Below are 12,443 nucleotides of genomic sequence, written 5' to 3' on the forward strand. Positions count from 1 at the left end.
CAAAATCCCTCCAAATATTTTCCCTGCCAATGAGACTTGAATTACAAATTCTTGTTCTGCTCCTCCTGTCCGTCGCGATGTTGGTGTTTCATCACCTGGTTCCGCGCACGATGGTCGTTGGATTTTCCGGTGACTACTGGGAGTTTTCGTCCTCGCATGATGAAGCTGGTTCAGAGTCATGTCCTCAGGTGACCGACCGTGGTGCTGAACTCAAAATGGATGTTGTCAACAGCTCCAAGGATCCCTATGCGGCCGCTTTGTTTCGACGTATCGGTGACAACACGGCGATGAACCTCGATTGGTTCACCAAAATCAGCTTGACGGCCTACATCGAAGGCAGAGAGGAGGAGTACTTTCGCATTCAATTCCGCAATCGTATTCCTGGCATCTACAACGACGATGATCCGGTCAGTCGACAGTACAACGAGGCGCTATTCGAGTTAAGTGAAAGCCCGCAGACGTTGGAGTTCTCCAAAGAGCATTTCCATGTTCCGGGCTGGTGGGCGGAAGAGTATGGTCAAGGATTCGATGACTCGATTGCTTCGTTTAATCAGGTGGACGCGTTTGAGATCATCACCGGTAGTTCCGTTTCGGAAACGGAGGTGACGCTGGTTGTCGAAGAAATCAAACTGGTCGGACACTGGATTCCACCAATTGTTCTGTATCGAACGCTGCTTTCGTCGTGGATGATTCTTGCCTTGGGCGTCGTACTGCAAAAATCACTGGATCTTCGTCAAGCTTTGCGGCAATCGGCAGAACGTGAGAATCGATTGCGTTCACTGAACGTATCGCTGAAATCACAAGCGACGACGCTGTCACAGCTCGCCCAAGAGGATGCCCTTACCGGATTGCTGAACCGGCGTGGAATTACGCAGCGAATCCACGAAGCGATGTTGCGGGAAGAGTGCTCGACTCAAATAAGTCTGGCTCTGCTGGATATTGATAATTTCAAGATTGTAAACGACAAACACGGTCACAATTTTGGCGACGATGTACTCACCGATCTTAGCAAGTTGTTTTCCTTTCGGGAAAATGGATGCGAATTGTTTGCACGTTGGGGTGGCGAAGAATTTCTGATTGTTTTCTTTGCCAGAAGCGGCGCCGAAGCGCGTGAGTATTGCGAAGACCTGCGAACGCAGATTCAAAATGTAATTGGAATCACGTGCAGCTTTGGGGTCTGCGAAGCAATGCCCGAAGAGCCCTTTCACGACGCACTTGAGCGAGCCGACCGTGCAATGTACGAAGCCAAATCGCGCGGCAGAAATAAAGTCGTCGCCTACAGCGAGATTACGCCCAGAACCAACATGGGAGCAAGCGAACCGGCCAGCCAGTTTACCGGCTAGTCAGGTTTCCAGTTCGCGTCGTGCTGCTTGCCTGTGACACAGGTCGCGATGAAAGCCGATCGCCCTCAGATTCATAAAACGTTGAGATTCTAATAGCGCCCAGATCTTGATCCCGCCCACAGACCGCTACGCTACCTTGGCTTGCCCTGTGCCGTCACCTTCGTCGCCTGATGCAGCTCAATTTCGTTACGCTTGAGAATCGGCTGAACGCCCTGCACGAAATCGTTGATGTTTTTGAACTGGCGATAAACGCTGGCAAATCGAATGTAAGCCACGTCGTCGAGTTCGATCAGCTGATCCATGATCATCGAGCCAATCTCCTGGCTCTCGATTTCGCCGTTGCCGCATTGCTGAACGTTTTCGATGACTTCAGCAATAACACGAGCCACTTCTGCCGTTGGGATCGGACGCTTCCAACACGCTCGCTCGATGCCACTGCGGATTTTCTCCGGTTGGAAAATTTCGCGAGAATCATCTTTCTTCACTACACGTATGTCGAGTTCTGCAACGCGTTCATAGGTCGTGAATCGCTTGTCGCACGAAAGGCAGTGACGCCGACGACGGATCGCAAAGCCCGATTCGCCGCTTCGCGAGTCGATGACTTTGTCGTTGTCAGTTTGGCAGTATGGGCACTTCATGAATTCTTCGAAAAAAGGATCCTTCCGGGGAATTCGAGTGTAGCAGCTTTTACGATCCTGTGAAGGAAATTTAATCTACGCGTCGGCTTTCACCGCCCGTCCGAACTTACGCTATCGGAGCAGTTTCTCCAGTTCAGCAGTGTCGATAATCGGAATCTCCAGTTTGTTGGCCTTCGCACTCTTCGACCCTGAACCGGAGCCGGCGACCAGGTAGTTTGTTTTTTTCGAAACGCTACTGGTGCACTTGCCTCCATGACTCTCAACCAGACTTTCCCAATGCTTTTTGCCTTCCGGGAATCCGCCGCTGAAACAAAAGTTGACTCCGTCGAGCGTTCCGCCGGATTTCGGACCCACCGGAGTGACGAAATCTAACAGGTCGTCAATCTGCTTCGAGTTCTCATCCAGCCAGGCAACAATCGCCTCGGCCGTGATGGTGCCGATGTCGTCTACTTTCTCGAGGTCTTCTACCGAAGCCGTCCGAATCTTTTCCAACGATCCGAAGTGGCTGGCCAGAGCTTTGCCAGCCGATTTTCCTGCCGCCCCGATTCCAAACGCGGCAAACAATTGCCACAGCGGAACTTCGATCTTCGTTTGCATCGAGGCTTCGATGGCTTTGTCGAGTGCATCTTCATCCATCTTGTCCGGATCAGGAATCATCTGGACCGCGGCGACGGCCAGCGTTGATTGCCGATGCGTCAAACCGGTCGCCATGGCGGATTCGACATCCAGCCGATAGAAGTCCGCGAAGTCATTGACGGCTCCGCCTTCCACCAGTTGGCTGACTCGACTTTCGCCCAACCCCAATACGCCCAGCGTCGAAAGGTAATGGCACAGACCGCTAACGTTTTGGGCGCTGCAGGAGTCCCCCGTGCAAACCAGTTCCAGCATCTCAGCCGAACCGCCTTCCTGAAGTTTCGTCTCCGCGCCGCAAGCAGGGCACTCGGCGGGGAAGTCCGGCTTCGACTGCCCACTGATGACGCCAGTAACTTTCGGAATAATCTTTCCAGCCTTGCGGACGGAAATCATGCTACCGATCGAAATCTGATTTCGCTCCATAAAGCCAGCGTTGTGCAATGTCGCCCGCGAGACGTTGGTGCCCGCCAGGCGTACCGGATCAAAGATCGCGACTGCCACGATTTTTCCGGTGCGTCCCGTTTGCCATTCGATTTCGCGAATCGTTGGCGTGGCTTCTTCCTCACGAAACTTCCAGGCAATTTTGCCTTTCGGATTCCCGGTCAACGGATCGCCACGACGCCCAAGTTGCTCGTTGTCTTCGAGGTTGTTGACGCCGATGATCACGCCGTCGACTTCGAAGTCCAGATCGGCAATGCTGTTCTCGTAAGTCTGCAAATCTTCAAAGCGAAATGGCTTCGTCTCGATGTACGGCACGCCAAGTTCATCATTGCAGAACCTGGCCCGTTCGATTTCAGTTTTGTATGGCGGGTTCGCAAGCCCTTCGATCGTGTAGCCGATGAAGCTGAGTCGCATCAGCTTGGTTTTCTCGGGCGTCTTGAACTGGCGGATTCCACCAGCAGTGTGGTTTCGCGGGTTGGCTCGCAGTTTCTCGCCCGCTTCTTCGAGCGATTTCTGAACAATCTCAAAGTCTGAAAGCTTGCAGATCAACTCGCCGCGAATCGAACAGGTGACTTTCTTTTTAAGCTTCGCCGGAACGCCAGAAACATATTGAACCTGCTCCGTGACGGCTTCCCCGTTGACTCCATCTCGCGGTCGCAAACCGGCGCGGTCAAGTTTCCCGTCGACGTAGTAAAGAGCGACAGCAACTCCATCAAGTTTCCAGGCTTCATAGAACGTGTTTGCCGGATACGAAACGGGTTCGCCCTTGTACTCTTTACCTTTCGCTTTCAAAACCTTGCCGGACTGCTCGCCAAGGTTGTCCAGGGAATCGTGAATCCATTTGAAAAGCTGTTCTTCCTGCAATTCAATGTTTTCGTGGCTGGCTTTGTCGATCGAAGTCAGCGGCGGGTCGTGTACGATTTTTCTGGCGGCACTTACCAACTCAGATGCCGTCGCGGTCGCAAACAGATCCGATTCGGGTTGCAGAGCCGCCAGTTCGCGCCGCATCGCATCGTACTCGCCATCGCTAACGATGATTCGCGTATCGGGATGAAGGCAGTCGTCGCCGCGTTCGTAGGCAGTGTCCAGGTGAGAGATGACGCGCTCCAGTTCAGCAGCACGTTTTTTGTCTTTTGCAGTCAGTTTGGCCAACGTTTGACTCCGGCAACCATGAAAAAATTTCAAAAAGCATTGTAGCGAAAATCGATCTATACGCGGCCCCCGATGTTTTGGTAAAGCACGGCTCCAAATAAGTTTTCGAGAGGACCTTTCTGATGCCATCCCACCGATTTTTAAACGCTGCCTCCCTGCTGGCCGTTGCTATTCTGTTCACCGGTTGCACAACGACGCGAACGACTGATACCGCACGAACCGGTATGGAGCAGTTGCTGATTTCAAACGCCGTCGACCAGACTCTGGACAAGGTCGCGTTGCCAGCCGTCGCTGGACGCAAAGTTTTTGTCGACGACAAATATCTGGAAGCCGTCGACAAGGGCTACATCATGGGTTCGCTGCGACAACGCCTGATGACGGCCGGTGCTCTCGTTGTCGATGCGAAAGACGGATCTGACATGACGTTGGAGATTTTCTCTGGCGGAGTTGGAACGGACAATGTTGAAAGCTATCTCGGAGTCCCGGGTCTGACGGTTCCAGGAATGCCGGTTGAGATCCCGGAAGTGCGAGTTTACGAGAAAAAGAGTCAGTTCGGGACGGCGAAGCTGGGGCTGGTTGCCTACGCGACAACGACCGGAGAGATGCTCTACGACAGCGGACGCACGCTGGCTCGGGCAGACGACAGTCGCTGGAGCGTGATGGGCGTTGGGCCGTTTCAAGAAGGCTCGGTTCGCGAGGAAGTCAACCGAAGCACGGGATCGACCGACTTTACAGCACGCGTTGCGAACTCGGTTGATGATTTGAAAATTCGCTAGGCAGCGAAATCATTCAGCGCCCAGTCATTCGGCCTTAAGTGGGCATTAAAGCAGGCACTGTTTGGTAAATGTGAGCGGCTAACGCCTCGCCGCTTATGCTTGGCCGCGTTGACGACATGAAAATCAATTTGTCAAACATTGCCTAATCTGAATCGGTCATCTCGAAGCAAAAGGGGTGGCCGATCGGCGTTTGGTTCAGCCTTGAAATGGCCATTGGGTTCAGATATCCCACGCGAGGGTATCCGCCTGTCGTTTGGCCGTCCTGTAGCACGACGATGCATTGACCGCTGGGAGTCAGTTGAATCATGCCCGGCAAAAGAGGAACGCTGTCTGGCAATTGTGGCTGGCGTGCGTTCAGTTTAGGGCCGTTTAGTCTTGCTCCCATCCGATCGCTGTTCACATCGATCGAGAATTCGCCGGACAGCAGTCTTTGTTTCGATGCTTCGTCCAACCACCCGAATTCTGGTCCGGGTTGCAACGGGATTGAGTCGTCGGATTCGGAAGACAAAACGTCGACTCGAATCGGAAACGTCGCATTGGTCGGCCTGGTCCATTGCAACACATCACCGACTGAGAACGGTCGGCCCTCGTTTCCTCCAAATTTACCAGGTAAATAGCAGGAGCTGGATCCAAACGACTGGCTGGTCTCGATCGTGCCATGAATCGCAATGTATCCGCGACAACCGCTGATTGCTTTCGAGCCGCTCAATGTGCTGCCGGCTGAAATCTGGATCGTTTGGTTCCGCCGCACTGCCTGGCCATCAACCCGCCATTGCATGTCAGCGCCGGCTAAACAGATTGTTGCATCGGAATCAAAGTGAATCGTTGGCGCCACGAAATGGCATTCGATCACAGCGGAGTCTTCCGAGTTGCCCACAATTGCGTTCGCGACGTCCGCGGACTTCGCATCGAACGCTCCGCCTCGCGGAATTGCGTAGTAGGCGAACCCGAAACGCCCTCGGTCCTGAATCAGCGTTAACATTCCGGGTTTTTCGAATCGCAGCGTTCCACGGTCCCCGCGAGGGCTATCGCATGCAAGTTGCTGCGAACCTGTTTTGTTTTCGCGACACTGGCTTTCAAATTCGGACAGATCACATCGAATCAGCCTGACTGAATCGCCTTGCCCAAGCAAAAGCGGAGGGACTCGGTCTGGATCCAAAATCTGTTTTGCGATTTGCCCGATACAGTTCCAGCCTGCCGCACTTGGCAGCGAGTACACTCCGGCATACTTGCCCCCGACCGCAAACGTATTCGGCAGTGTTCGATTTGCCGGGTTCTCTTTGCGTGGAACCTGTAGTTCCTTCGGCAAACCACTGAGGTAAACGAATCCGGGCAAGAAGCCTGCCATCGCGACTTGAAAATCACATTGCAACAGTCGCTCGATGTACGTATTTCGTTCCAAATCCGTATGCGATCTGATTCGATCCCAGTCCGGAAAATCATCGGCGAAATGGATCGGTAATTCGTGCGTAACAGTTTCCGCGGTTTCGGCTGAGGAAAAATCGAGGAGCTCAAGTTCGCGAAGTCTTTCACGGCTGAAGGATTCGTTGACCGCCAGGCAGATTTCGACTTCCGTGACGATGACTTCGTCGACAAAGTCCAGTTTTGATTCAAAGATAACGCGACCAATCGTGGATATTGAACTCGCCATACCGTCGGCTAAACGCAACAGCAGAAAGTCGCCGAAGTCTTGGGCCTGGATCGCTGGCCCGGTGGCGGGATTCAGTTCAAGCATTCTGTTTGCCGATGATTTCACGAGCCAATCGGGCGAAAGCGATCGCGTTTGGCGTGTCGCTGTGAAGGCAAATTGTTTCCACGGGAATCTGGGAGAGGCGTCCGTGCACATCAAGAACCTGACCGTTGATCAGACGTTGAAAGTGTTCGCGAAAATCAGTGTCGCTTTCGATCAGGGCGTCGCTGTGATTCCGGGATCGAAGCTTGGTCGCCGATTCGTAGCGACGGTCTCCAAAAGCTTCGTGGACAAACCGCAAACCGTGTTTGGCGCATTGGTTTGCAAACGTTGAGCCTGCTTGGCCATACACCGCAAGGTTGGAGTCAAATCCTAGAACGACTTCGATGAACAGTTCTCCAAGCTCTTCGCGATGCAACACGTCATGGTAAAGCGCACCATGAGGTTTGACGTGCTTGAGCGTTCCACCGCAGGATTCAACGTGCTCTTTTACCATCTCGATCTGCTGCGACAGGCTGCTGCGCAATTCATCTGTCGAAATCTCCAGCGAGACGCGTCCGAAGTTGTCCCGGTCGGGCCACGATGGGTGGGCGCCGATGTTGACGCCCAGTCGAATGGCCTCGCGAATGGTTCCCTGAATCAACTCAATGTCGCCAGCGTGTGCCCCGCAGCAAACGTTGCACGCGGTCACCAGTGGCAAAATGGCATCGTCAATTGCTCGACTTAGCTCACCGACATCGCAGTTTATTTCGATAGCTGAATGGTTCATCGCAGATCATGATAAACTGTGGCTGTCCGCCCATAAACCAGAAACGAGCCAATGGCTGAAACTTTGAAACCAGTCGACGCATCGAAGGCAGTCGGAAGATTTGGCATCCAGGAGATGTTTATCTTCGTGGCCGTTGTCGCCCTTTCACTCGCATGCTCTTTTCCCGATTCGACGATTCCAGGACAGCCGAATCCCCAAAGCTTTACGTGGAAGCTTGTATTCGGGCTGTCAGAAATGACGTCGGGGATTCTTGGACTCGGTGGCGCAGCGCTGGTCATTCGAAGCTGGATCCGTGAAGGTAAATTTCCGGCTGATCCGGGCTGTTTGCTGTTCCTGATATGTGCCGCGAGTTTTCTGCTTGGCAACGCGGTGGCGACAATTTTTGGGATGTTCCTCGATGCCGCAAACAGCAGCACCCAAGAAGTCGAAATGGGATACGTGATCGGGTTGAGCTATGTGCGCTTGATGACACCCGCTGTCCTGTTTCTTGTCTGCCTGCGAGGTCTGGTGCGAGACCGTTGGTGGTGGAGGCTCTCCTTCGCATCCCTGGCGATATCCCAAATCTTTTCGATGACGCCAGTGATTTGTACGCTCACCTACGCAATGCAATCCAGCCCGGTCAATGCAACGTATTTGCGAAACGTCACGATCATGGCAGCGTTGATTTCTTTCCTGAGCGTGGTCTTCGTCGTGATCGCAGGCGTGATTGATCTGGTTTGTCGAGTTTCACGAAGCTGGACTCACTGGAGCGGCGTCATCTGCTTCCTGATATTTTCCACGCTGCCGTCGATCGTCATGATCGTCGCCACTCGTGTGCTGCCCCTCAAGGAGCTGTACGGGTTGCCATGAGTTGGTTCTCTTGCAATGCCGTTGGTCGCACGTGCAGATCGTCCTATTGAGAATCGATTTCGACCAGGCTTTTGCGTTTCGACTCTTTTTCCGAAGCCGATTTAAGCTGGCCACAGGCAGCCATGATGTCTTGTCCGCGCGGAGTCCGAACGGGCGACACGTATCCGTGCTTGTTCAGATAGCTCGCAAACCGGTCAATCTTTTTTCGGCTGGAGCATTTGTACTCTGAGCCCGGCCAGGGATTGAATGGAATCAGATTGATCTTTGACGGAATTTCGCGGAGCATCTCGACCAGTCCGCGGGCGTCGGCGAGCGAATCATTGACGCCGTCGAGCATCACATACTCGAACGTGATCCGCCGCGTATTCGAAACGCCTGGGTAAACTTCGCATGCCTTGAGCAATTGAGCGATCGGATACTTGCGATTGATCGGAACCAGAACGTCTCGCAATTCGTCGTTCACCGCGTGCAGAGAAATCGCCAGCCCAACTCCAATCTCTTCGCCGGTCCGGTAGATCGCAGGAACGACACCCGAAGTCGAAAGCGTGATGCGGCGACGGGAGAACGCCAGACCATCGTCGTCAAGTGCGATCAGCAAAGCCTGTTTTACGTTCTCAAAATTCAGCAGCGGTTCGCCCATTCCCATCATCACAATGTTGGAAACTTTTTTGCCTTCACGCGGAGCAATCGTTGCCGGATCAGCAACTTGACCGGGAAAGTCAGCCAGACAATCCCGAGCCACCAGGACTTGGGCCAAAATCTCGCCCGAAGTCAGATTGCGAACCATCTTTTGCGTCCCGGTGTGACAGAACGTGCAAGTCAAACTGCATCCGACCTGACTGCTAACGCAAAGAGTGCCTCGATCTGATTCCGGAATGTAAACTGTTTCTACTTCGACACTTTGCCCGCCGGGCGAATCCGGAGCAAATCGCAACAGCCACTTTCGAGTTCCGTCTCGCGAAATTTGCTCGGTCACGATCTCGGGCCGATCGACGCTGCAGTGTTTAGAAAGCGTGGCTCGCAAGTCCTTGCTCAGGTTGAGCATGTTGGCAAAGTCGCTTTCGCCGCGAACGTACATCCAGTTCCAAAGCTGGGAGCGGCGCATTGAAATCTGCTTGTCCGGAATTCCGATTTCGCGTAGGACGTCGCCAAGGCCGGCCAGATCGAGTCCGATGAGTTGTGTTTTCGATGTCGACATGCGGCAATTATGGCCCTCAAATCCCGGTTGGGAACCGGAAAACACTTCTCCGGCTCAACGAATCGAGGTTTACCTGTTTTGCCGGTTTTAGTTTAATTGTGGGAATCGCCAACCTCCCTCCGTCGCAATGATGCGGCGATATCACACACCAATCCACTTGCAGGATGCACAGATGGGTCGTCGAAGCAGCGCTTCCAACTCGACACGATTGTTCCAAGGCCTCTTCGCGCTGGTCTGGATCGGGTTCCTGATCTACATGATCACCGGCTATTTGAAAAAGTCCGATGACGACCCAGCGATTGCCGGCGGCGACAAGCCCGATGTTGTCACGCCCGGAACTGACGGCGATTCGAGTGCAGGCAAGTCAACGTTCGGCGATTCGAAACTGGCTACCGACTCGAAATTGGTGCTGCCGACGCCTGGCGAAAAAACGGTCGCGGATGCAAAGACGCCGCCGCCGCCAGCCGGACCCACGGCAAGGGAAATTTTGAACGATACGCTTGCCGTTTATCAAAACGCAGCGGCCTATTCTGACCGCGGAGTCCTGACGGCGGCCCATCAAATTGATGGTCGGCGAATCAAGGAAGACTATCCCTGGCGGACCGCGTGGGCGAGGGGTGGCAAGCTGCAGCTGGATATTTTTGACGCTGAAGTACGTAGCGACGGCAATCTGCTTTCCTGCTTCGTCAGTGAAATTCGCACCGAAAACGTCAAAAATCAACAGCTGTTCCTGAAAGGCAGCCAACTCGTTCCGCAGTTATACAACGACCGAATCGCAGCGTACTATCTCAACGGTGGAGAGCGAATTCCGGTTAACGAAACGATCGTCCCGAACAGCACACTGCTCGTTCCGCCCGCCGTTTCATTGCTCTCGTTGGGAACCAATTCACCTTGGCTCACGTCGACCGCGATTCCGAAGCGGCTCGCCGACAGCCCGATCTACGAACCGAACAACGGCCCGGACTGCTACGTGATTCAGTGCTCTTCGCGGTTTGGAAATCTGGTGGTGTGGATCGACAAGAAAACGTCGCTCATTCAGCAGATCAAGTTTCCCAATTCGATCCTTGATCCCATGCTTGCGGCCAATCCGGAAGTTCGCGAGCTCAGTCTGTTTGCCCAGTTTCCCGGTGCCAGCCTCGATGCTTCATCGGTCGCATTCGAACCGGTCAAGCCTCGAAGCGGAGTCTGGCCGGTGCGCGAATTCGTGGCTCCTACCGATCCGCTGCCGACGAATCTTTTGGGCGAGATGGTTCCTGAATTTGTCTTGCTGGATTCGAAGCGAGCCAAGGTCACCGATCGGCAGATCCGAGGCAAACCAATGGCGATGCTGTTTCTCGATGGTGGCGATTCCGATGCCCTGTTGATCGAAAAATTCGAAGCGGTTCGTCAGAGTATGGGCAACGCAGGCATCAACTTCGCGGTTGTCGCTGGCCCCGGCGCAATCCAGCAGCAGCCGGGCGGATCGTGGCGGCCATCGCAAGCGATCCAGCCTGCGGTGAACCGTTCCAAAGTCCCGGTTATTGCCGATCTGAACGGGGGAACGGCAAAAGCTTTCGAGCTGGCTTCCTTGCCGGCTGTCGTTTCAATCGATTCCAAATTGCAGATTCAGTATGCCGATCTGCTGGCAAAGCCAGCGGGCTACAACGGGAAACTTGCAATCAGTGAAAAATGGGACCAACGGCTTGCGTCAGCGATGACGGCGACTCAAAAAGGCGTCAACGTCGCCAATGATATGAAGGCGAAATACAGAACGTATCTGGACAAGTACTTCGCAGATCGCGATCAACGCCTGGTCGCCAGCTACTTTCCCGGCTATCAGCTTCCCGGCCAACAGAAAATCGCTGCCGTTCCCGCGAAAGTCCGCCGCGAGCAAACAGCCGAGCGATCAAAACTGAAACTGAATCCGAAGCTGGTTTGGGAATCTGATCTTCTTAACAGTCCAGGCAATATCGCCATGGTCCCGGATGCAAACCGGCGTCCGAAAGGCCTGTTGATTCTCGATGGTTGGCAGACGGTCAACCTGTTCAGCCTGGATGGAAAACCGGTCAGTCGTAAGCGACTTGAGCTGCCGGATGGCGTGGCAGTGACCTCGATTCGGTCGATCGTGTCGGCCAACGGCGAGCAACGATTCGTGATGTTTTCCGTTGGTGGCAAGCAGGTGTTTGTCTTCGATGGCTCGATGCAGCTAATCGAATCGTATCCGAAGGCTCAGGACATTCGGCATCCCGTCCTCGCATGTGAATTGCTTCCAGGCAACAGTGGGGCGAGCGACAAATTGTTGGTGTGTTTTGGCGGCACTGGCGGTGCAAATATTTTCGATTCGTTTGCCGGCACCGTCAGGTCAATCGGCGACACGGCGGTTCGTGCGTTGGCGTTGTCAGGCCAGTCGGTGATTGCGGCGAGCGAGAGAACAGGTTTATTGTTGTCGATGGACAATGGTCGCGTTATTGATGACCAACGCGAGTATACCCACATCGTCAGTGGAGCGAATGGAGTATCCGTGTTCGCGGCGACAGCGATGAATACCAGTGGTGAGTGGTCGTTGCTGTTGCTGGATCGTGACTTGAAAGCCAAGCGTCCGTTTCCGATTTCGTCGGCTGTTTTTGACAACGGCCTCGAGCCCGTGGCGGGCGTTTCGACGGGCGTTGGACGAGGCACTTGGGCAGTCGCAGATTCGACGAACCGAATTTATTTGGTATCCGATGACGGGATGTGGCTAGGCGACATGGCCGCGGACGGAAAGGTTAGCGGTCTGACGTTGATGCAAGTCGATGGTCGCACCCGTTTGATTGTGTCGACGGATCGCAAGGTCGAATGCTGGGAGTTGAATTTTGCTCCTGAGCGAGTTGGTGCGGTGAGCGGCCGCGTTGAGTAGTTGTTGTTGCGCTAGTCAATTAGTAGATCATTCAATTAGTAGGTCAGTTTGTCCCAGACTGATAAAATTCGCTTTGTAA

At 53.9% G+C, this 12,443-nt stretch carries 9 protein-coding genes; 4 read left to right on the forward strand and 5 right to left on the reverse strand.

The window, feature by feature from the left end:
* Positions 1 to 29: 29 nt before the first annotated feature.
* Complete coding sequence (locus MFFC18_RS11500) at positions 30 to 1,343, forward strand: GGDEF domain-containing protein (RefSeq protein WP_075086408.1); 1,314 nt, start codon at positions 30 to 32, stop codon at positions 1,341 to 1,343.
* Between the two features lie 131 nt (positions 1,344 to 1,474).
* Here MFFC18_RS11500 and nrdR read toward each other — a convergent pair whose 3' ends face one another.
* Positions 1,475 to 1,981, reverse strand: coding sequence for a transcriptional regulator NrdR (gene nrdR, locus MFFC18_RS11505; RefSeq protein ID WP_075086407.1), 507 nt, complete (start codon positions 1,979 to 1,981; stop codon positions 1,475 to 1,477).
* 111 nt (positions 1,982 to 2,092) lie between these two features.
* Positions 2,093 to 4,207 (reverse strand): NAD-dependent DNA ligase LigA, encoded by a 2,115-nt coding sequence (gene ligA / locus MFFC18_RS11510; RefSeq protein ID WP_075086406.1) that lies wholly within the window; start codon positions 4,205 to 4,207, stop codon positions 2,093 to 2,095.
* Positions 4,208 to 4,329: 122 nt separating this feature from the next.
* Between ligA and MFFC18_RS11515 the strand changes: the two genes are divergently transcribed.
* Complete coding sequence (locus MFFC18_RS11515) at positions 4,330 to 4,983, forward strand: DUF6655 family protein (protein ID WP_075086405.1); 654 nt, start codon at positions 4,330 to 4,332, stop codon at positions 4,981 to 4,983.
* Between the two features lie 142 nt (positions 4,984 to 5,125).
* Here MFFC18_RS11515 and MFFC18_RS11520 read toward each other — a convergent pair whose 3' ends face one another.
* Positions 5,126 to 6,718: a carboxyltransferase domain-containing protein gene (locus MFFC18_RS11520; protein WP_075086404.1), complete on the reverse strand. Its 1,593-nt coding sequence runs from the start codon at positions 6,716 to 6,718 to the stop codon at positions 5,126 to 5,128.
* A complete protein-coding gene (locus tag MFFC18_RS11525; protein WP_075086403.1) occupies positions 6,711 to 7,442 on the reverse strand; it encodes a LamB/YcsF family protein in 732 nt (243 codons plus the stop codon). Before MFFC18_RS11525 ends, MFFC18_RS11520 begins: the two co-directional genes overlap by 8 nt.
* 51 nt (positions 7,443 to 7,493) lie before the next feature.
* Here MFFC18_RS11525 and MFFC18_RS11530 point away from each other — a divergent pair, with 51 nt between their 5' ends.
* The gene (locus MFFC18_RS11530) at positions 7,494 to 8,291 is read left to right on the forward strand and encodes a hypothetical protein (RefSeq protein ID WP_075086402.1); all 798 of its coding nucleotides are present in this window, start codon (positions 7,494 to 7,496) and stop codon (positions 8,289 to 8,291) included.
* A gap of 43 nt (positions 8,292 to 8,334) precedes the next feature.
* On the opposite strand, the gene rlmN is transcribed toward MFFC18_RS11530, so the two are convergent.
* Positions 8,335 to 9,489 carry a 23S rRNA (adenine(2503)-C(2))-methyltransferase RlmN gene (gene rlmN, locus MFFC18_RS11535; RefSeq protein WP_075086401.1) on the reverse strand — a complete coding sequence of 385 codons (1,155 nt, stop codon included), beginning with the start codon at positions 9,487 to 9,489 and terminating at the stop codon, positions 8,335 to 8,337.
* 172 nt (positions 9,490 to 9,661) lie between these two features.
* On the opposite strand from rlmN, the gene MFFC18_RS11540 reads away from it, so the two are divergent.
* Positions 9,662 to 12,364, forward strand: coding sequence for a hypothetical protein (locus tag MFFC18_RS11540; protein WP_075086400.1), 2,703 nt, complete (start codon positions 9,662 to 9,664; stop codon positions 12,362 to 12,364).
* The last annotated feature ends 79 nt before the right edge of the window (positions 12,365 to 12,443 follow it).

The organism is Mariniblastus fucicola (assembly GCF_008087665.1).
Lineage (GTDB): Bacteria > Planctomycetota > Planctomycetia > Pirellulales > Pirellulaceae > Mariniblastus > Mariniblastus fucicola.